25 protein-coding genes and 1 tRNA gene are annotated in these 18,865 nt (G+C 39.2%); 20 read left to right on the top strand and 6 right to left on the bottom strand.

Translation table 11 applies throughout. The features are described 5' to 3' along the window. The first annotated feature begins 3 nt into the window (after nt 1–3). Together FBF83_RS01940 and FBF83_RS01935 are read left to right on the top strand one after the other, a co-directional pair. Nucleotides 4–459: a Na(+)/H(+) antiporter subunit B gene (locus FBF83_RS01940; protein ID WP_136945460.1), complete on the top strand. Its 456-nt coding sequence runs from the start codon at nt 4–6 to the stop codon at nt 457–459. Nucleotides 460–569: 110 nt separating this feature from the next. Then, nucleotides 570–1,058 (top strand): CcdC family protein, encoded by a 489-nt coding sequence (locus FBF83_RS01935; RefSeq protein WP_136946453.1) that lies wholly within the window; start codon nt 570–572, stop codon nt 1,056–1,058. 35 nt (nt 1,059–1,093) lie between these two features. Here the strand turns inward: FBF83_RS01935 and FBF83_RS01930 are convergent, their stop codons facing one another. After that, nucleotides 1,094–1,522: a DUF2621 family protein gene (locus FBF83_RS01930; RefSeq protein ID WP_136945459.1), complete on the bottom strand. Its 429-nt coding sequence runs from the start codon at nt 1,520–1,522 to the stop codon at nt 1,094–1,096. A gap of 372 nt (nt 1,523–1,894) precedes the next feature. Further along, nucleotides 1,895–1,991, bottom strand: a tRNA-Sec gene (locus FBF83_RS01925). A gap of 521 nt (nt 1,992–2,512) precedes the next feature. Between FBF83_RS01925 and selB the strand changes: the two genes are divergently transcribed. Genes selB through phnC form a run of 4 tightly spaced genes read left to right on the top strand, consistent with a single transcriptional unit; the run spans nt 2,513 to nt 6,825 of the window. Then, on the top strand, nt 2,513–4,390 hold the full coding sequence (gene selB, locus FBF83_RS01920) for a selenocysteine-specific translation elongation factor (protein WP_169525143.1): 1,878 nt from the start codon (nt 2,513–2,515) through the stop codon (nt 4,388–4,390). Between the two features lie 32 nt (nt 4,391–4,422). Next, on the top strand, nt 4,423–5,325 hold the full coding sequence (gene phnD, locus FBF83_RS01915; RefSeq protein WP_136945457.1) for a phosphate/phosphite/phosphonate ABC transporter substrate-binding protein: 903 nt from the start codon (nt 4,423–4,425) through the stop codon (nt 5,323–5,325). A gap of 56 nt (nt 5,326–5,381) precedes the next feature. Next, a complete protein-coding gene (gene phnE / locus FBF83_RS01910) occupies nt 5,382–6,080 on the top strand; it encodes a phosphonate ABC transporter, permease protein PhnE (RefSeq protein ID WP_338109121.1) in 699 nt (232 codons plus the stop codon). After that, nucleotides 6,070–6,825 (top strand): phosphonate ABC transporter ATP-binding protein, encoded by a 756-nt coding sequence (gene phnC, locus FBF83_RS01905; RefSeq protein WP_136945455.1) that lies wholly within the window; start codon nt 6,070–6,072, stop codon nt 6,823–6,825. The genes phnE and phnC overlap by 11 nt, the downstream gene beginning before the upstream one ends. 40 nt (nt 6,826–6,865) lie before the next feature. On the opposite strand, the gene selD is transcribed toward phnC, so the two are convergent. Continuing rightward, nucleotides 6,866–7,915, bottom strand: a complete 1,050-nt coding sequence (gene selD / locus FBF83_RS01900) for a selenide, water dikinase SelD (RefSeq protein ID WP_136945454.1) — start codon at nt 7,913–7,915, stop codon at nt 6,866–6,868. 97 nt (nt 7,916–8,012) lie between these two features. On the opposite strand from selD, the gene FBF83_RS01895 reads away from it, so the two are divergent. Together FBF83_RS01895 and selA are read left to right on the top strand one after the other, a co-directional pair. Continuing rightward, a complete protein-coding gene (locus tag FBF83_RS01895) occupies nt 8,013–8,252 on the top strand; it encodes an Rdx family protein (protein WP_338109112.1) in 240 nt (79 codons plus the stop codon). 53 nt (nt 8,253–8,305) lie between these two features. Beyond that, nucleotides 8,306–9,697: an L-seryl-tRNA(Sec) selenium transferase gene (selA, locus tag FBF83_RS01890; RefSeq protein WP_338109111.1), complete on the top strand. Its 1,392-nt coding sequence runs from the start codon at nt 8,306–8,308 to the stop codon at nt 9,695–9,697. A gap of 47 nt (nt 9,698–9,744) precedes the next feature. Here selA and FBF83_RS01885 read toward each other — a convergent pair whose 3' ends face one another. Next, nucleotides 9,745–9,882, bottom strand: a complete 138-nt coding sequence (locus FBF83_RS01885; RefSeq protein ID WP_084006397.1) for a small acid-soluble spore protein P — start codon at nt 9,880–9,882, stop codon at nt 9,745–9,747. A gap of 115 nt (nt 9,883–9,997) precedes the next feature. On the opposite strand from FBF83_RS01885, the gene FBF83_RS01880 reads away from it, so the two are divergent. Beyond that, nucleotides 9,998–10,258, top strand: coding sequence for a hypothetical protein (locus FBF83_RS01880; protein ID WP_136945451.1), 261 nt, complete (start codon nt 9,998–10,000; stop codon nt 10,256–10,258). Nucleotides 10,259–10,295: 37 nt separating this feature from the next. Here the strand turns inward: FBF83_RS01880 and sspO are convergent, their stop codons facing one another. Then, nucleotides 10,296–10,454: a small acid-soluble spore protein O gene (gene sspO / locus FBF83_RS01875; RefSeq protein ID WP_420875104.1), complete on the bottom strand. Its 159-nt coding sequence runs from the start codon at nt 10,452–10,454 to the stop codon at nt 10,296–10,298. Between the two features lie 182 nt (nt 10,455–10,636). On the opposite strand from sspO, the gene acnA reads away from it, so the two are divergent. The 8 genes from acnA to FBF83_RS01835 all read left to right on the top strand — a co-directional run bounded on the left by acnA (nt 10,637) and on the right by FBF83_RS01835 (nt 16,338). Next, nucleotides 10,637–13,348, top strand: a complete 2,712-nt coding sequence (acnA, locus tag FBF83_RS01870; RefSeq protein WP_136945450.1) for an aconitate hydratase AcnA — start codon at nt 10,637–10,639, stop codon at nt 13,346–13,348. Between the two features lie 299 nt (nt 13,349–13,647). Continuing rightward, the gene (locus FBF83_RS01865) at nt 13,648–13,776 is read left to right on the top strand and encodes an FbpB family small basic protein (RefSeq protein ID WP_048309684.1); all 129 of its coding nucleotides are present in this window, start codon (nt 13,648–13,650) and stop codon (nt 13,774–13,776) included. 57 nt (nt 13,777–13,833) lie between these two features. After that, nucleotides 13,834–13,977: a small acid-soluble spore protein N gene (gene sspN / locus FBF83_RS01860; protein WP_048309683.1), complete on the top strand. Its 144-nt coding sequence runs from the start codon at nt 13,834–13,836 to the stop codon at nt 13,975–13,977. Nucleotides 13,978–14,117: 140 nt separating this feature from the next. Further along, complete coding sequence (locus tag FBF83_RS01855; protein ID WP_136945449.1) at nt 14,118–14,642, top strand: hypothetical protein; 525 nt, start codon at nt 14,118–14,120, stop codon at nt 14,640–14,642. 52 nt (nt 14,643–14,694) lie between these two features. Then, complete coding sequence (locus FBF83_RS01850) at nt 14,695–15,183, top strand: hypothetical protein (RefSeq protein WP_136945448.1); 489 nt, start codon at nt 14,695–14,697, stop codon at nt 15,181–15,183. An 85-nt stretch (nt 15,184–15,268) separates the two neighbouring features. After that, nucleotides 15,269–15,484 carry a small acid-soluble spore protein Tlp gene (tlp, locus tag FBF83_RS01845; RefSeq protein WP_136945447.1) on the top strand — a complete coding sequence of 72 codons (216 nt, stop codon included), beginning with the start codon at nt 15,269–15,271 and terminating at the stop codon, nt 15,482–15,484. A 99-nt stretch (nt 15,485–15,583) separates the two neighbouring features. Beyond that, nucleotides 15,584–16,021, top strand: a complete 438-nt coding sequence (locus FBF83_RS01840) for an acyl-CoA thioesterase (protein WP_136945446.1) — start codon at nt 15,584–15,586, stop codon at nt 16,019–16,021. Nucleotides 16,022–16,023: 2 nt separating this feature from the next. After that, entirely contained in the window at nt 16,024–16,338 is a 315-nt protein-coding gene (locus FBF83_RS01835) for a hypothetical protein (protein WP_136945445.1), read from the top strand. 36 nt (nt 16,339–16,374) lie between these two features. Here FBF83_RS01835 and FBF83_RS01830 read toward each other — a convergent pair whose 3' ends face one another. Beyond that, nucleotides 16,375–16,665, bottom strand: coding sequence for a HesB/YadR/YfhF family protein (locus FBF83_RS01830; protein WP_136945444.1), 291 nt, complete (start codon nt 16,663–16,665; stop codon nt 16,375–16,377). A gap of 150 nt (nt 16,666–16,815) precedes the next feature. Here FBF83_RS01830 and FBF83_RS01825 point away from each other — a divergent pair, with 150 nt between their 5' ends. The 3 genes from FBF83_RS01825 to FBF83_RS20660 all read left to right on the top strand — a co-directional run bounded on the left by FBF83_RS01825 (nt 16,816) and on the right by FBF83_RS20660 (nt 18,761). Then, entirely contained in the window at nt 16,816–17,745 is a 930-nt protein-coding gene (locus FBF83_RS01825; protein WP_136945443.1) for an SGNH/GDSL hydrolase family protein, read from the top strand. An 88-nt stretch (nt 17,746–17,833) separates the two neighbouring features. Next, nucleotides 17,834–18,487, top strand: a complete 654-nt coding sequence (locus FBF83_RS01820) for a uracil-DNA glycosylase family protein (protein WP_136945442.1) — start codon at nt 17,834–17,836, stop codon at nt 18,485–18,487. Between the two features lie 136 nt (nt 18,488–18,623). Beyond that, nucleotides 18,624–18,761, top strand: coding sequence for a hypothetical protein (locus FBF83_RS20660; protein WP_169525142.1), 138 nt, complete (start codon nt 18,624–18,626; stop codon nt 18,759–18,761). The last annotated feature ends 104 nt before the right edge of the window (nt 18,762–18,865 follow it).

Genomic DNA, 18,865 nt, shown 5'->3' with positions numbered 1-18,865 from the left:
AATTTGAAAGGGACAAATGATCTTATACTTAAAACGACAACAACAATAATTGTTTTCATTATTTTAGGATTTTCTATCTACCTATTTTTTGCAGGACATAATGCGCCTGGTGGTGGCTTTATCGGTGGACTGATGACAGCGGGAGCCCTTGTTCTACTCTACATATCGTATGGTTTTAAAACGATGAACAAGGTCATTCGAATTGACTTTAAAAATTTTATTCCAATTGGATTATTAATTGCTGTGTTGACTGGAGTCGGTTCATTTGTCTTTGGACAACCCTTTTTGAGTCAAACGGATGCCTATTTCGAGCTCCCAATATTAGGTCATTCTCACCTTGCGACAGCTATGCTGTTTGACCTTGGCGTGTACTTTACTGTTGTAGGTGTAACAATGACAATTATTTTATCCATAGCTGAAGATGAGGGAGAAGAAGCTCTTTCTAAGCAAAATGGTTAAAGGAGAGCAGGGGGCTTAGACCCTGTTCTTTTTCGTAAGCTTGTATTTTCTGTCTCTTCCACATACAATGGAAAGGATAGGGAGTAACGGTATAGGTGAGGGATGAAAATATGCTGATTTTTAGTACAATTGTAGGTGCTTTAATGGCGATGGCGATGGTAGTCATTAGGTTGAAGGCTTCGAAAAAACCAGCAACAATTAGAAAAATAATACTTCCGCCTTTCTTCATGGCAACGGGTTTCTTTATGTTTGCTGTACCAGAGGCGAGAGTTCCATGGTATGAAGCGATAGAAGCCCTTTCCGTAGGCGCTGCATTTTCACTTCTTTTAATTAGAACATCGAAATTTGAAATTAAGGGAGACCAGATTTACTTAACACGATCGAAGGCATTTGCGTTTATTTTGGTTGGGTTATTACTGGTTCGAATTATTTTCAAACTAATTATAGGAGAGTCCATTCCTGTTCTTCAAACTAGTTCACTTTTCTTTGTGCTGGCATTTGGTATGATTGTTCCATGGAGAATTGCGATGTACTTTCAGTTTCGAAAAACGGAAAGAAGTCGAGGGCATCGAACCAATTTGCATCAAACATTATCATAAAAAACTCGTTTAGCCATTATGCTAAACGAGTTTTTTTATTGCAGCAAATGATGATATGGAGCCATATCAATTCGCTTTTCATTTAATTTTTTAATGAGCCATTTATGATCTCGTTTCGGGGTAGCTATGATATAGCCTCGAATAATGAGATCCTGAGACATGTTCTTCGCTTTTTCTTGTAAAGCGAGCTCGCCAACTGTTCCAGCGATTTTGTACTTGGCAATATCTCTGAATAGTTCGGGTACAGGAGATACCAATTCGTCTAAAAGTTTAATTTGATCCGAGCTCCACATGTGTTTCGTTTTCTCGATATGATACTCTTGCCAATCCAATATTGATTTGCCATCTTCTTTAGGTAGCCGTTTCAAAAACTTTCGAAACATAAAGAAGCCGCCGATCGCAATAAGAGAAATTAATATTACTGTCCAGCTGACAATAAACCATTGAAACCAACCTGCCAACACCATCACCTCTTGGCATAATAATGTATAAACAATGTTTGAATACGGTCACATTATACGCCGAAAACGGTGATTAATCAAGGGGACAGGGCTTTATTTAGTTCTTCGTGCGGAGAATTATCAAGTTGTGAAAACGGATTATTTCTACCTCTACCTAATTGTCTATTGAAGAGGGGAGGGGAGTGACCAAGTTGAAAACAAAGGTAGCTAAGTTAGATGGGATCGTAACATACGACGAATTCATTTTAATTGGGGTGATCATAAAGGAAGGTAGAGCAGTTTATTGATCTACTATTTTTTTATAAGAAAAAGCAGACTGTAGTGCCAGTCTGCTTTTGATATGGAGACATTCGTAATGATCAATGTAAATTAAATTGGCGGGACTGTGTGGGAATCGAACCCACCGAAGACGGCACGCGCCTCCCAAGCGGTTTTGAAGACCGTGGCACTCACCAGACGTACAACCAGCCCCGTATGAAAGAATCATTCTTTTAACATAGTAACTTAAGAAACAATGAGATTCAACACATGTGCTCATAATGGCGGGGGTATTGGAAGGGTTTAGTAAAATACTTAGTAAACTTTTACCTCAATCAAGTTAGGATAAAAGGATAAAACATTATTTGTCGAACTGTGCGATCAGCTATAAAATATAGTGAACACTAAGTTGTATTATGCATATATCGACAAAAACTAAAAGCCTTTGTTTCATGTCGCAGTTCGACAAATTAAGACTTGAAACAGTTTTTTATAACGAACTAGTACAGTTCGGGTTGTAGTACAGCTCTAATTAGGGAGTGTAACAGTTCTGGCCTGTGGATAGCTGTTAATAACTTTCACCCTATGCATGAATGTATAATTATACGGTCTTGCATATCTATTATAGGTGGAGGTAAGTGAATATAATTACCCTTGTTGGGGGTTATAAGTTGCATCCAGATACGACTTTTATTAATGTTAGTATCGGATGATAGTAGATTGGCGGGTGAATGTATGAACTATTTTACGATCGGTCTTGCGGGACACATTGATCATGGAAAAACAACGTTAACAGGTGCATTGACGGGTATTGATACGGATCGGTTAAAAGAAGAAAAGGAACGTAATATTTCAATCGAACCTGGTTTTGCGCCATTTCGTCTTTCGGAAGAGATGACGGTATCCATTATAGATGTGCCGGGTCATGAACGGTTTATCAGACAAATGATAGCGGGTGTTGCTGGGATTGACCTTGTTATTCCTGTTGTAGCAGCTGATGAAGGAGTGATGCCACAGACAAGGGAGCATCTAGAAATTCTTTCTCTACTTGGTATTCAACGGTCCATCATAGCGATTACAAAAGCAGATCTCGTTGATGAAGAGATGCTTCAGCTTGTATATGAAGATATTGTTGACTACATAGAAGGTTCTGGGTTTGAAGGATCTGAGGTTCATATTGTCGATGCTAAGTCAGGCAGAGGGCTTGATGAATTGAAAGAAAGTATTACAGCGTTTCTTTCGCGAGTACCCTCAAGGAATAGAGCAGGAGCGTTCCGTCTTCCGATTGACCAGGTTTTTACATTACAGGGACATGGCACGATTGTAAGAGGAACGATTTTTGATGGAGAAATAAGAGATGGTGAACAGGTTAAACTCTTACCTGATCGATTGGAAGCTAGAGTGAGGCAAATACAAACGCATAACAAAAAAGTAGACCGTGCGTTTGCAGGTCAACGAGTAGCGATTAATCTTGCTGGGATAAACAAGCATGAGCTTATAAGAGGTCAGGTTATCGTTAATTCTAATCATTATGCGGTAACATCAACCATTGACCTAGCATTCACGCAATCATTAACAATGTTTCACGAATTGAAACAACGCTCACTTGTTACGGTGCATATCGGAACAGCTGAGGTAAGAGGAACAATTGTTTTTTTCGATCGTAATGTTTTGGAGTCAGGAGAGAGAGAAGAACTTTTTTGCCAAATTCGACTTCATCGCCCTATCGCAGCTAAAAAGGGTGACCATGTTATCGTTAGACGTCCTACCCCGGTTGAAACAATAGGAGGAGGAAGCATTTTAAATGTATCTGGAGAGAAATATAAATTCGGCAATGAAACGATTGAAATGTTTGAACAAATGAGTAGAGGCACACCATTTGAACGGTTAGAACAACTGCTTGATCATGAACTACTACTCTCTAAAGAACAGGTTATGCAGCATATTGGCCTTGATGAAGAAGCCTACGTACAGCTTACTGAAGAATCTCAACTTGTGCTTTTAGGAAACTATGTAACATCAGAAAATGTATTTAACATGGCCGTAGAGGCGATTCTAGTCATTATTCGGAATAATCATCAGCTATTTCCTATGCGAAAAGGCACGCCGAAAGCAGAGCTAATCCAGGAAGTAAGAAAAAGATATCCTGTAAAACTCGTAGAAGCTGCTATTGAGTTAAAGATAGCGAAAGGAGAGCTTAAGCAAACGGGTCCTTTCCTATCTGAATACTCATTTCAACCTTATCTTCCTAATTCGTGGAAAACAAGAATGACACAGGTTATCGGGGAATTAGCTAAACAGGAACTTAATGTATCACCTATCGATATGCTCATTGAGAAAGAAAGCATCCCAGATTCACTTAAAGGAGAATTTAAGCAGTACTTATTAACAGAACATGTGGCCGTTAGCCTTACTGACGAGTTATACGTTCATAAGGATAGTTGGGAAAAGACCATTACTGATTTGAAATCAGGTACAGGAGAAACGTTTACCCTTCAGGAAGCCAAAGATATTCTGAATGTGAGTAGAAAGTACCTTGTCCCAGTTCTAGAAAAACTTGATGAGAGTGGTTATACAATTAGAAAAGATCGTGACCGATATTGGAGAACGTAAAAAGAGATAGGATACGGGCGAGGAGTGTAAAAATGAAGAAATTAGGAATCTTATTGATTGTACTATTAGTAAGCATTCTAGCGGCTTGTGGTTCGAATGAACAAGAGAATAATCAAGCTATTGATGATAAGAAAGACAGTGAACCATTTACGATCGGTGTTATTCCGGTACAAACAGAGGGTGAAATTGATGAAGCGATGACTAAGCTTCAAGATGAGCTTTCAAGCAAACTTGATCGGGATGTTGAAATCACTACATTTCCTGACTATAACGGCGTTGTTGAAGCGATGAATTATAATCAAATTGATATGGCTTACTTTGGTCCACTTACTTACGTAATCGCACATGAGAAAAGTGGTGCTAAAGCCATTGTAACGCAGTTAATCGATGGGGAGCCTTTCTACCATTCTTATATCATTACAAACACGGAAAACAAATGGGATACGTTGGAGGCGTTTCTAGCAGAAAGTGAATCAAAAAGATTTGCTTTTGGAGATCCTAACTCGACTTCGGGATCACTTATACCTTCGATAGAACTTCAAGATCGTGGTGTGTTTGAAGATCAAGAAAAGAACAGTTTTAAATCTGTAAAGTATACAGGATCACACGATGCTACTGCTCTATCTGTTCAGAATAATCAGGTTGATGCAGGTGCAATCGATAGTGCTATTTATAACCAGCTTTTGGAATCTGGAAAAATTGATGGAGACAAACTTAAGGTTATTTGGGAATCAGATAAATTATTCCAATATCCTTGGGCTGTAGCGAAAGAAACAGATGAGGAAACAATTGATCAGTTGCAAGATGCATTTCTTTCGATTGAAGATGAAACCATTTTAAATGCGTTTGGTGCTTCTGGTTTTACAAAGGCAAGCAATGATGACTACGAGAGTATTCGTCAAGCTGCTGAAAAACAAGGATTATTAAACCAGTAATTATGGTCTGGTTTAAATGGAAGCATCTATTCATTTTCATTGTGGTAATTGGATTCATGGTTTGGAGTGCAAGAGTTACAGAATTTGATATAAGGAAATTCAGTCAATTTAATAATATGGTGGACTTTCTGTCGAATTGGTTTCCGTTGAACACGAGTATAATCCCAAAGATGCTTGAAGCAAGTTTGGTGACGCTTGGAATGGCTTTTCTCGGAAGTTTTGCAGGGCTACTAGTTGCCCTTCCGATTAGTCTTCTAGCTGCCAAAAATACAGCTGGTCGATTCTATGGAATCGTTCGGATTATGCTAAGCTTTGTTCGATCGATTCCAGAGATCGTGCTCGGATTAATGTTTCTTACAGTAGTAGGGCCAGGGCCATTTGCTGCGACGATCGCTATTATAGTTCATAATGCGAGCGTGCTCTCTAAATTAATTGCAGAACTCATCGAAGCTGCAGATAAAGGTCCTCAAGAAGCGATGAATGCCGTTGGAGCACGTTCATTGACTGGAGCACTTTTCTCGATCTTTCCACAAATTTGGCCAAATGTCCTATCACACTTTTTCTATCGGTTTGAAGTAGCGATTCGTACGTCCTTAATCCTTGGTCTTGTTGGTGGTGGAGGAATTGGTCAGCAATTGTTTGTTCACTTTAAAACGTTTCAGTATTCGACCGTAGCTGTAGATGTGTTCATTATTATGTTTATCGTGATTGCAGTTGATTTCCTTGGGAGCAGGGTGAGACAGTATGTTATGTAATGAAGAGCTTCTAACAATTCGAAATGGAAGTGTTATCTTCAAGAGTGCAGATGTAGCTGCCTTGAGTGATGTGTCCCTTAAGTTTCACAAAGGTGAATTTGTTTGTGTTCTAGGTAAAACGGGTGCAGGTAAATCAACTCTTATACGAACATTGAATGGTCTACAACCCCTCTCAGAAGGAGAAGTCTCTTATAATAAGAAAGGATATAGTCAATTAGATCATGAAGATCTAAGGCAGATCAGAAGCAACATTGGTATGATATTTCAGCACCATCAATTGATACCAAGGCTTTCGGTGATACAAAATGTGTATACTGGGTTATTCGGATCGCGATCTACTCTTCGAAATCTTGTCGGATTTTTTACGAGTGAGGAGAAGGAGCTCGCTCGAGACGTAATTAAACAAGTAGAATTGCTACCATATCTTAATCATCGTGTTGATTGGCTTAGTGGCGGACAGAGGCAAAGAGTCGGGATTGCAAGAGCTTTAATACAAACCCCAGAAGTTTTTCTGGGTGATGAACCAGTTGCGAGTCTTGATCCTGGAACAGCGAATCGGATTTTTCAATTGATTGAACGCCTGCATACAGAACGCCAATTACTTACAATCATGAATGTTCATGATGTTAAAATTGCAAAAAGGTATGCGTCGAGGATTGTGGCGTTAAAAGAAGGAAAGGTCGTGTTTGACGACAGCCCCGAGGCATTGACTGAAGATATAGAAGAGATGATATTCGCATACTAAAAAAGCGGAAGGGATAATCCCTCCCGCTTTTCATATGCATTTATTTACTAGCAGTTATCGAGAAAGTTTCTTTTTCCGTAACATGACCAATAACGAATGCCTGCTTTCCATTCTCGCGCATTCGTTTTGTGTATGAGTCTACTTGATCAGAAGGTAGGCTTATTAATAAGCCACCTGATGTAACAGCATCGCATAATACGTATTGTTCAATTTCACTTAAGTTCTCATATTGAACGGCTTCAGAAATCCAGCGATGATTTGCTTTGGATCCACCTGGGACAAATCCTTGTTCAGCAAGTTCTAGCGTTCCAGGAAGAACAGGAACACTGTTGTAGTCAACATGAATGCTTACGTTACTGCCTTTTGCCATTTCATAAGCGTGACCGAGTAAACCAAATCCGGTGACATCTGTTACAGCATTTGGCGTTAATCCTGTAAGTGATTCAGCTGCTGTTTTGTTTAACTCAGCCATTATAGTTGAGACAGTGTTAAGCTGCTCTTCAGTAAGCTTCTCAGGCTTAATCGCTGTTGTTTGAATCCCAACTCCAATTGGCTTAGTTAGGATCAGAACGTCACCTGGTTTGGCCCCAACATTCATGTAGATATGTTCAGGATGAACAAGTCCTGTAACGGATAAACCGAACTTCGGTTCTTGATCATCAATCGAATGGCCACCAGCAATTACGGCACCTGCTTCATCCACTTTATCTGCTGCTCCTTTAAGGATTTCAGCTAGAATCGATGGGTCGAGGTTCTTAATTGGAAAGCCAACAATATTAAGTACGGTTTTGGGTACGCCGCCCATCGCATAGACATCGCTCAATGAGTTAGCTGCAGCAATTTGACCGAACATATATGGATCATCAACGATAGGGGTGAAGAAATCTACCGTTTGTATCATTGCAAGTTCATCGGTTAATCGGTAAACGCCAGCATCGTCAGACGTATCGACACCTACAAGTAAATTTGGATCTTTTTTCTTATTAGGTAATTGACGCAAAACTTGCGCCAGGTCCTCTGGACCGATTTTGCATCCTCAACCACCTTTTGAAGAAAATGACGTTAATCGGATTTTTTCATGACTAGACATGTTACCACCTCCTTACAAGAGTATAAATCTTTTCATACATTTTTTGAAATGATATAGTATGTAAAATGCGAATTTTAGTAAGGAGGTCTTTCATTTTATGTATAAAGTTACGATTGAATTTTGCATGCAGTGAAACTACGCACCTAAAGCCGCGAGTTTCGCGGAAGCGTTGTTTAATCATTTTAGAGGCCAAGTTACTTCACTTGAATTAATGCCAAGCTCGGGTGGAGCTTTTGAAATTACGGTTAATGGAGATCGTATGCATTCTAAATTAGAATCCGGTCAATATCCAGATACAGAAGAGTTTATTAAAGAAATGGAAAAGTTGAATTTATAGTTTTGGCACCCGGCAAAGGGTGCCTTTCCTTTCGCCGTTAGGAGCTGAAAATATTGAACTTGTTAAGAGAACTGCCTCCTGTTCATCAGGTACAGGAAGTGCTGTTAATGAAAGGGATTGGAACGGAACTACCACATGAATTAATTAAGGGAATGATTCAACAAGAAGTAAACGAAATTCGTCAGCTTCTTCTAAGTGAATCTTACAGCGGATTATCTAGTACGCGAGAAGAGTTTATAAACGAAATCACAGACAACATTTACTTGAAATCACAACGATCAGGTACGCTTAATCTAAAACCGGTTATAAACGCTACTGGTGTTGTTCTTCATACGAATCTTGGCAGAGCTCGTCTAAGCGAAGCGGCACTAGATCATATGGTGAAGGTAGCAAGAAGCTATTCAACGCTTGAATACAATCTTGGAAAAGGTGAACGAGGATCTAGACATAGCATTGCTGAGGAATGGATATGTAAAATGACTGGTGCAGAAGCTGCGATGGTTGTAAATAATAATGCTGCTGCTGTTTTCTTAATTCTTAGTGCATTAGCCAAAGAGAAAGAAGTTATCGTATCGCGAGGGGAACTTGTCGAAATTGGTGGATCGTTTCGTGTTTCTTCTATTATGGAAGAAAGTGGTGCAAAGCTAACTGAAGTTGGAACAACAAATAAGACCCATCCTGCCGATTACGAGAAGAGGATTAACGACGAAACAGCAATGATTATGAAGGTGCACCGTAGCAATTTTGCTTTAATCGGTTTTACGGCTGAAGTTGAGAGATCTGAACTCGGTAGCATAGCTGAATCTCGCAATGTGATCTTTTATGAAGATTTAGGTAGTGGCGCTTTATTCGATTATCATAAAGCTGGGATTGGAGACGAGCCGACCGTTCAAGAAACGATTGAAGCAGGTGCTGATTTAGTTTCATTTAGTGGAGATAAGTTACTTGGGGGACCGCAAGCAGGTATGATTGCTGGAAAGAAAGATCTTATTGACCAATTAAAGAAACATCAGCTTGCAAGAGTCCTTAGAGTTGATAAATTTACACTTGCAGCTCTTGAAGCAACACTTAAGCAGCATTTGTTTGATGAAGCGGGTGATATTCCTGCCATAAGGGATATTACAAAGAATGAGCATGAAATAAAGACTCGTGCTGAGAACTTTGAAGGAAAGCTTCAAAAGAATACTTCATCATACGAAACAGAAATCATTGATGGAACCTCGCAAGTAGGAGGAGGAACAATGCCTGCAGTCGAGCTACCTACCTTCATTCTTTCGATCGCTTCCAAATTGTTTAGTGTTAATGAGTTAGATGAACAGTTAAGAAGTTATGCATTTCCGATCATCACCCGAATAAAGGCAGACAGGGTTCTGATGGATTTCCGCACAGTAACGGAGAACGAAGAAGTTATTATCCTAGAAGCATTAATGGAAATTGCAACATAAAAGACGGCCATGAGGCCGTCTTTTTTAGCGTTATAAGAAAGGAGACATTAAAACCCTTCACCATTTTTTTGTCTCGTGTGGTTTCTGTTCTTCACCTTATGAGACCCTTTCATTGGCTCGGGTTGTCCAGTGTGTCCCTTAGGTGCGTTTTTACGTGCATCTTTGAACGTATTGCTTTCTGTCATATGAATCCCTCCTTAACCGTTAGTATTGGCAGCACACCTGTACTTATGCGCGTCGTATAGGAAGCCTATACCTGGTTACACTATGTTGAAAGTAGAAGAAAAGGAGGTTGGTTTTATGCCATACAATAAGGATAAACAACAGTCGTTTCAAGCTGCTCAGCAAGGTTATGAACAGGCAATAAGTGCTAAGCAAGAAATTATTGTTAGCAGCAGTGGTTATGGAAAAGATCTTAAACATCTGCAGCAAGAGGTTGGAGAAGCGAAAATGCAGATTGAAAATGCGCTCGAAAATGCTTCTGAACACCAGAAAGCTCAGCTTCTTCAATTTCAAAAGGATTTACAAACAATTGAAACAGAAATGAATACTAATCTTTAACAGAAAACCCGTCATCGTGGGATGACGGGTTTTTATTCTACTGACGCTTTTTCGTCTTTTTATTGTATTGTCGTTGTTCTTGTGTCATGTGTTCGTGTGCGTATTCATTATCTGAGCCTGCACCGTTTCCTTGTGCATCGGCATCATTCATTCCTGGACGAACCCCGTTTGCTTTTCGCTTACCTATGTTAATCACCTCCGTACCTTTAATTTCTCCTGAAGCGCCGATAATATGTGGTGATAAGGTGATCTTATGAAGTATAATAACAATCTTGTTATTTACTTATGTTTGAAAATTTACTAAGATGGATAAAGGGAAGTTGAAAACGTTTTTTTCGACATTCGCTTTGTTATGCAATTTGGAGGAGGGAACTACATATGGCAAATCATGAACTTTATAACTCAAAAGCAACATTCGATGCCAATGGTAAATCATATTCCTTCTATCGCCTTCAGGCGCTAGAAGAAGCAGGTATCGCTAAAGTAAGCAAGCTCCCTTATACAATCAAAATTTTGCTTGAGTCCGTACTACGTCAGTATGACGGTAAAGTGATTAAAGAAGAGCATATTGAAAATCTCGCGAAGTGGGGAACAAGCGAGCAGAACAAAGATATTGACGTACCATTTAAGCCTTCTAGAGTCATTCTTCAAGATTTTACAGGCGTACCAGCTGTTGTTGATCTTGCATCTCTTCGTAAAGCAATGGCTGATATCGGTGGCGATCCTGACAAAATCAATCCTGAGATTCCAGTAGATCTCGTTATTGACCACTCTGTACAGGTTGATAAATACGCATCAGATGATGCACTTGAATTTAACATGAACAAAGAATTTGAACGTAACATGGAGCGTTATAAATTTCTTAAATGGGCGCAGGATGCATTTGATAATTATCGTGCGGTTCCACCAGCAACAGGTATCGTTCACCAGGTAAATCTTGAGTACGTTGCAAACGTTGTCCAAGAAAATACTGTAGATGGTGAAAATATTGCTTATCCAGATACACTATTTGGTACAGATTCTCACACAACTATGATCAACGGTCTTGGCGTTCTTGGTTGGGGTGTAGGTGGTATTGAAGCTGAAGCAGGAATGCTTGGTCAACCTTCTTATTTCCCTGTACCTGAAGTTATTGGTGTGAAGCTTACTGGAGAACTACCAAGCGGTACAACTGCAACTGATCTTGCGCTTAAAGTGACACAGCTTCTTCGTGAGAAAAAAGTTGTTGGTAAATTCGTTGAATTCTTCGGTCCTGGTCTATCAGGCATGCCGCTTGCAGACCGTGCGACAATTTCAAACATGGCACCAGAGCAAGGATCTACTTGTAGCTTCTTCCCAGTTGATGAAGAAGCACTTGAATATATGCGCCTAACAGGTCGCTCTGAAGAGCACATCAATCTTGTTCGCGAATACTCGATTGCTAACGGCTTGTTCTATACTCCAGAATCAGAAGATCCAGATTTCTCTAGCGTTGTTGAACTTGATCTTGGAACAGTAGAACCAAGTCTTGCAGGACCTAAGCGTCCACAGGATTTAATTCTTCTTTCTGATATGAAGAAAGAATTTAACAAAGCTCTTACAGCTCCTCAAGGCAACCAGGGTCTTGGTATGGATAAGAAAGAAATAGACAAAGAAGCAGTCGTTAAATTTAAAGATGGAAATGAAGTAACAATGAAGACGGGTGCTGTTGCAATCGCTGCAATTACAAGCTGTACAAATACTTCCAATCCATCAGTTATGCTAGGAGCAGCACTTCTTGCTAAGAAAGCTGTTGAAAAGGGACTTAAAGTACCGGAATATGTTAAAACAAGTCTTGCTCCAGGATCCAAAGTTGTAACAGACTACCTAGATAAGTCAGGCCTTATGCCTTACTTAAGAGATCTTGGTTTCCACCTTGTTGGTTACGGTTGTACAACATGTATCGGTAACTCTGGTCCACTTAAAGAAGAAATTGAGGATGCTGTCGCTAAGTCAGATCTTACAGTAACTTCTGTTCTATCTGGTAACCGTAACTTTGAAGGACGAATCCATCCCCTTGTGAAAGCAAACTATCTTGCTTCACCACCGCTTGTAGTAGCTTATGCACTAGCTGGAACTGTTGACTTTGATCTTCACTCCGAATCATTCGGGAAAGACAAAGACGGCAACGATGTATTCTTGAAAGATCTATGGCCTTCAGCAGAAGAAATTAAGCAAGCAGTTGCTGAGACTGTAACGCCAGAGATGTTTAAGCGTCAGTACAAAACAGTATTTGATGAAAATAAACGCTGGAATGAACTAAGCACAAGTGAAGGAGATCTATATAACTGGGATGAAGAGTCCACTTATATTCAAAACCCTCCATTCTTCGAGAATCTTTCTAAAGATCCTGAAGATATTCATGAGCTTAAAGATCTCCGAGCGGTCGCGAAGTTTGGCGATTCCGTTACAACGGATCACATCTCACCAGCAGGTGCGATTGCGAAAGAAATGCCTGCAGGGCAGTATTTACAAGAAAATGGCGTACGCCCAATTGACTTTAACTCTTATGGTTCTCGTCGTGGTAACCATGAAGTTATGATGCGTGGAACATTCGGTAACATCCGTATCCGTAACGAAATTGCACCGGGTACAGAAGGTGGCTGGACTACTTTCTGGAAAACAGATGAAGTTATGCCGATTTATGATGCAGCTATGAAGTATAAAGAAGAAGGAACAGGTCTTGTTGTTCTTGCTGGTAAAGATTACGGCATGGGAAGCTCACGTGACTGGGCTGCTAAAGGAACGAACCTTCTTGGAATCAAAACTGTTATTGCAGAAAGCTATGAAAGAATTCACCGCAGTAACCTTGTACTAATGGGTGTGCTTCCTCTACAATTTAGAGATGGCGAAAGTGCTGATACGTATAACTTAACTGGTAAAGAAACGTTTGATGTTGAAATCACTGAGAACGTAAAACCAAGAGACGAAATTAACGTAACAGCTACTTCACCTGAAGGCGAAAAGCAAACATTTAAAGTTCTAGCTCGTTTTGATAGTGAAGTTGAAATTGACTACTATCGTCATGGCGGAATTCTTCAAATGGTCCTTCGCGATAAAATTGCAAACTAAAGAATGTGTTAAAGGTGACCCAAAAAATGGGTCACCTTTTTTATTTGGCTATCTAATGGCTCTTTTCTAAAAGGTTGTTGCTATTGAAACAATTATTGAATAACAAACCACACTTAGTTGATTGGAGCGGAAGGTTGCTCGACGCCCCTGGAGCGGAAACCCCACTAATATAGCAATAATCTCTACGAAAAGAGCCACTTTTATAGACGATAATAAACAAAAAACTCCGAATATGTAATAAGTTTTGGAAAATCGGGAATACTGGCAATAAATAAGTCCGTTTAAGAAAGGAGACTAACATGAGAAAGTCTAAAAAAGTATCTTTCAAAGAACTTGTTATGCAGAATAAGCTTGAGCTAATGAATGATAAGAAAGCAATCGAACGAATTGAAGACAAGTTCGAACAAAAACACGCTAAAAATTTGTAACAGGATAGATATTTCTCCTCCATTTGCACAGCCTAAATGGTAAAGGAGGAGATAGTAATGAGTAATCCTAAGCGCTTTCCTAAATCTTTTAAGCCAAATCACCTCGCTTCAGTAAATCCTGAGGCAGAAGGGAACAAAGGCAAACAGATGCAGACGAAAGGGAATCAAGAACCAGACTATGCACCCCCTAAAGGGAAATAGACAAACCAAAACCAGAAAGGAACCAACTTTCTGGTTTATTTCAATTTTAACAAGTTCTTTTCATTCACTGTAAAATCGCCCCAAAAGGTTAAAAGACTGCGAAGGCTTAGATATAAGAATGTTTTGCGGGGGGACAAATTATGACAATAACAGCAAGAATTCAACCAATTTCAAAGAACGGGGTGGAAGAAGGGACTAAAGAAGAGCTTCTGGTTAAAGAACTTGAAATTAAAATGCAGCAGATGGGTTATTTAGTGCCTTACCGTGAGGAGTTAAATTGGGATCGAACAATCGCAAGCCTTGAGCTAGGCGAAGCACAGTCACTTCATCAGTTAAAAAAAGCAGCAGCTAGAAATGATCGAGTACTTCTCATTTATGCAAGACTCTTCAAAGGAACAATTTTTCAGCACCTCATTCTTCATCCAAATCATTCAGGAATTTATCTACCATTTCGGTTTGATGAACCGTTTACGATTCAAGTTGAAGGCCAAAAAATCTGGATTGGATCTTCTGTAAGGCTTCTTGAGGAATTATCATGGCTACAAATTAGCTTTGAACAGGGGAATCACAACGATACCGTCAAAGATTACTGGCAGAATCTTATGGACATTTCTAAAAAGAGCGTTGATTACATGAGTCCGATTATTTTTGAAGAAGCCATTTAGGAGATTTTAACAACGGAAGATAGGGTATGGACATATAAGGTGGGTGATGAATATGGATAGAAATGAAAAGGTAGGCACTGAGATTTACAGGATGTTAGAAGAAACTGGGCCGCCCTATGGATGTGGAACTGCTGGGATAGTAGGTGGCTTCGCTGCACGACTAACTGTCATGAGCCTTACAATTTCAGATATTGATCATGACTTACATGATGTACCAGGCACTTTCTTTCTTCTCAGTGATGAAGACAATCATGAATTTCAATCGTTCCTTGAAGGTGAGGAAGAACGTTCTATAAACGATGTACCTCTTCAACTGTTGGAATGTTCTTATCGTCTTCTGATCGCATTATCAGCTTATGAAGATCGAATCCAGGATAACGTAGTTGTTGATTACCGAATGGGAATGAGAATGTTAAATCAAGTATTTTTAGCTGCTGAAAATATTCTCCTTTCAAACGGTTGTAGTGCAGAAATAAGGAAAGACATGCTATATTATGAGAACAAATTGTCTGGAACGATACCTAAAAGTCTACAATCCTAAATAAGGAAACATAACCCCCTTGATAACAGACATACTAGAAATGTACCATTGCGTACCTCAAATTCTGGTTCAAGGGGGATATGATATGAAAGCTAACCAAGATGATCGTCGAGACAATGCAGCTAAATTACAACAAATGGTTCAGGATACGATTGAAAACAAAAGGGATGCAGAGGCATCGTTACAATTTACCGATAGTGCTGAACAAAAGAAACAAATTGAAGCAAAGAATCATCGTCGTGAAGAGAGTATTGAAGCGATGCGAAATGAAATTAAAGATGAATCTAACTATAATCAATAAATTAATTGACTGGATGGCCGTTTGCCATTCAGTCTTTCTGTTTTGCTGTTGCTTTATGGTAAAATGAAAAATGAAACAAGAGGTAAGGGGAGGATTCTAGTGTACATAGCAACAACTCCAATTGAGGTTCGTTATGCTGAAACAGATCAGATGGGTGTGGTTTATCATGCAAATTATCTGGTGTGGTTTGAGTTAGGACGGACTGCTTTAATAAATGATCTTGGATTTCGTTATGCTGATATGGAGAAAGAGGGGATTCTATCACCGGTTGTTGATATAAAAGCAAGCTACAAGCGCCCAGTCCGATATGGTGATAAAGTGACTATAAGAACGTGGGTAGAACATTATGACGGCATTCGAGTTAGTTACGGCTATGAAGTGACGAACGGTGAAGGAGAAATTTGTGTAACAGGGGAGTCTATGCATACCTGTGTGAAGCGTGAATCATTTCGTCCTATCTCAATTCGAAGGAAATTTCCGGAATGGCATAAAGCTTATGAAGAAATAAAAAAAGCACCTGTTTCGGATCGAGTTTAACGATGGCATTTGGTCTATCAAAGCGGGAATTAGCAGAATGGAAGGAAAGAGTCGCTTCTGGTGAAGTTGCTCTGTTAACACACTTCTGGTATGATCCTCGTTTTCCACAATATAAAACGGTGACAAAAGCTGGTTGCAGTGATAAAACAACTCTTGCCAGATGGGGAGAGAAGTATGGATTAAAAGCAGAATGGATACATGATCGAGAGGAATTTCCACACTTTGACTTGTTAGGAGATGATCAACTACGGATTCTTCGATTAGAAGGACTGAACTCACACATAAAGCGGTTTAATTTGAAAGAAAATATTTTTTAAGAAAACGCGAAAGCAGTTAGCTTTCGCGTTTTAGAATCAATTACCGTGAACGAACTCAATTTCATCTTTATTGCGGCTAAACTTCACAGTAAAATCCTGATTTTCAAAAAACCAGATATCTTTTTCCTCAACAAAAAAGGTAATACCCTCCTCTTGGATACTGAGAGCGGGTTCGGTTGGTGTTTCTACAGTCATTCCAAGTGAGAAGCCATCCTGTACTGTGCTGCAACCTCCTACACGTACAAAAAAGCGGAGGTTATCACCTTCTGTTAGTTCCATTTCCCGTTTAAACCAATTCATAGCGGGTTTAGTAATTGTCATTTTCATTTATCTATTCCTCCTTGCCGTACAAGTCTACCACCTCTATTATAAAGAAGAAGCATCAACTTGCAAAAAGAAAAGGTTTCATTTCGTATTAAACGTTAAATCCTCATACAATGAGGGTATAAATGTAAGTGTAATGGGGAGGTTTTTGTAATGAAAAAACAGAGAGCATGGCTGTTTTTATTCCTCATTCTTGCTGGAGGTATTCTACTAAGCATTAAGCCAGTAATGGAATACCGCAGTCAGCGTCTGAATGAAATAAAGCAAGCAGCATCTATGATGGTAATGAATAAAGCGCCTAATGAAACAGTTATTTCATCTATCGCAGATAAAAAAGATTCGGCAAGTACAACGATTACTCCTGAAATAACAAGTAAAGAAGTAGAAGAAGTTTCATCCACTACAGAAGAAGCGGTTCTTAAGGACCCTGATTTGACAATGGTCGGTCTTGGAGACTCCCTTACAAAAGGGAGTGGTGATTCGACTGGTCAGGGATACATTGGACGCCTTGCAGCAAATATAGAAAATGAAGCAGATTCATCCGTTTTAGTTGAGAATTTTGCAGTGCATGGTAGAAGAACACCTAAATTATATAAAATGCTTAAAGAAGAAAATGTTGAGGAAGCATTAGGTGATGCTGATGTTATTGTAATGAGTATCGGTGGAAATGATTTGATGAAAGTTGTCAAAGAACATTTTCTTGATCTTCAAATGGATGATTTTCAGAAAGAGCAAACAAGTTATGTTGAACGCCTTAATCAAATAATGAATAGGATTAGAAGCATTAACTCCGAAGCGCCTATTTTGTTTATTGGACTATATAATCCATTATTAGAAAATTTTCAATCTGTCACGGAAATTGATCAAATTGTACAGCGGTGGAATGGAGCGACGCAAGAAACCGTTGAGAAAGATGATAACACGACATTTGTGCCAATCTACGAATTATTTCATTCAGTTGATGAAAACCTGTTCTTTGAAGATGGTTTTCATCCAAATGATCAGGGGTATGAATTAATGGCGAGACAGATTCAATACCGACTTCAACAAGACGACATAGTCGAAGATATTCCCTTTGAGTAATCGTTTAATAGAATAATAGAAAAAGAAGCTGTTAAAATTAATTATCATAAGTGACGGAGTAGTAAATCGTTAAAGGTAGGGAACTAGTATGGAAGAGTCTTTAAATTACGAAGAGCTATACAATACGCTATCGGATCGGTATGAAGTACAAGGTATAATAACTCCTAAAACAAAACTAATCTTCATATTGGAATCTCCGCACGTTGCCGAAGTAAAGAATGGTGTGCCAGTAGCTGGGCCATCAGGTGCAACGATGTCAAAAAAGTTATTTGGAGAAGGGTACGGTAAGCCTCTTGGTCTTCTTCTACAAAAACAGTTGGAAGAAAGCAAGGATAGACCTTCCCTCGATGTTGTTGGACTTTTGAACGTATGCAACATCCCAATGCAAAAGCGTCCATACGAAAAACAGGATATTGATAATTGCAATGGTTTCCTGGATCAACTGGAAACCATCCGAACATCAAATCAGAAGAGTCACTTTAAAGATGAAAACCTAAATGACATTCAGAACTTTATTTTGAATAAGTTTCGAGAGCGTTTGAATGCTCTAGTTGATCGAGAAGTGACAATCGTACCATGTGGTCGATTTGCACAAAAGTTCTTTAAGCTTGCAAATGTGTCTAGTGAGAAGTGGACAGTTGTTGAAGACGTACCTCACCCCTCATATAATTCATGGAGTCGTGAGCGTTACCAGTCTTCTGTTAATAAAGTGATCCAAGAATTGAATCGCCATAAAATATAAGCATGTTTATCTATAAGTATGGAAAAGCTTCGTTCGTGTCGAACGAAGCTTTTTTGGTTTATCAGTTGCCCATATAAAGCCAACGCATAAATATTGGAACCGTTGTAATATAAATGTAACAAAGGAGGGGGATAATTTGAAAAAGTGGACAGCTTTGCTTTTGCTTTCTCTTGTCGTTTTCAGTAGTTATGCGGTAGTTCCTATAGACTCGCAAGAAATGGCACAAGTATCTAATTATATAATCAGTGACGAAGATCTTCCTTACTGCCATTAAAGAATGAAAAGAGGCTTAGAACTTGCTTACATCAGCTCAATTCTTGCAAATTAGAATGAATAGTTCTTGAATTTCTTGAAAGGAGGACATGCAATGGAAGAACT

Source organism: Guptibacillus hwajinpoensis, from assembly GCF_005144865.1.
In the GTDB taxonomy this organism is placed as follows: domain Bacteria; phylum Bacillota; class Bacilli; order Bacillales; family Guptibacillaceae; genus Guptibacillus; species Guptibacillus hwajinpoensis_A.
Note: the sequence above shows the minus strand (reverse complement) of the source record. Positions and strands in the feature narration are given on the sequence as shown.

What these genes read in the sequence shown, in the direction of transcription:
- FBF83_RS01865 (WP_048309684.1), top strand. Translation starts at nt 13,648, where the DNA reads ATGAGAAAGTCTAAAAAAGTATCTTTCAAAGAACTTGTTATGCAGAAT.
- FBF83_RS01830 (WP_136945444.1), bottom strand. Translation starts at nt 16,665, where the DNA reads ATGAAAATGACAATTACTAAACCCGCTATGAATTGGTTTAAACGGGAA.
- FBF83_RS01825 (WP_136945443.1), top strand. Translation starts at nt 16,816, where the DNA reads ATGAAAAAACAGAGAGCATGGCTGTTTTTATTCCTCATTCTTGCTGGA.
- phnE (WP_338109121.1), top strand. Translation starts at nt 5,382, where the DNA reads ATGGTTTGGAGTGCAAGAGTTACAGAATTTGATATAAGGAAATTCAGT.
- tlp (WP_136945447.1), top strand. Translation starts at nt 15,269, where the DNA reads ATGAAAGCTAACCAAGATGATCGTCGAGACAATGCAGCTAAATTACAA.
- FBF83_RS01850 (WP_136945448.1), top strand. Translation starts at nt 14,695, where the DNA reads ATGGATAGAAATGAAAAGGTAGGCACTGAGATTTACAGGATGTTAGAA.
- phnD (WP_136945457.1), top strand. Translation starts at nt 4,423, where the DNA reads ATGAAGAAATTAGGAATCTTATTGATTGTACTATTAGTAAGCATTCTA.
- FBF83_RS01885 (WP_084006397.1), bottom strand. Translation starts at nt 9,882, where the DNA reads ATGACAGAAAGCAATACGTTCAAAGATGCACGTAAAAACGCACCTAAG.
- sspN (WP_048309683.1), top strand. Translation starts at nt 13,834, where the DNA reads ATGAGTAATCCTAAGCGCTTTCCTAAATCTTTTAAGCCAAATCACCTC.
- FBF83_RS01835 (WP_136945445.1), top strand. Translation starts at nt 16,024, where the DNA reads ATGGCATTTGGTCTATCAAAGCGGGAATTAGCAGAATGGAAGGAAAGA.
- FBF83_RS01880 (WP_136945451.1), top strand. Translation starts at nt 9,998, where the DNA reads ATGCCATACAATAAGGATAAACAACAGTCGTTTCAAGCTGCTCAGCAA.
- acnA (WP_136945450.1), top strand. Translation starts at nt 10,637, where the DNA reads ATGGCAAATCATGAACTTTATAACTCAAAAGCAACATTCGATGCCAAT.
- FBF83_RS01935 (WP_136946453.1), top strand. Translation starts at nt 570, where the DNA reads ATGCTGATTTTTAGTACAATTGTAGGTGCTTTAATGGCGATGGCGATG.
- selB (WP_169525143.1), top strand. Translation starts at nt 2,513, where the DNA reads ATGAACTATTTTACGATCGGTCTTGCGGGACACATTGATCATGGAAAA.
- phnC (WP_136945455.1), top strand. Translation starts at nt 6,070, where the DNA reads ATGTTATGTAATGAAGAGCTTCTAACAATTCGAAATGGAAGTGTTATC.
- FBF83_RS01855 (WP_136945449.1), top strand. Translation starts at nt 14,118, where the DNA reads ATGACAATAACAGCAAGAATTCAACCAATTTCAAAGAACGGGGTGGAA.
- FBF83_RS01820 (WP_136945442.1), top strand. Translation starts at nt 17,834, where the DNA reads ATGGAAGAGTCTTTAAATTACGAAGAGCTATACAATACGCTATCGGAT.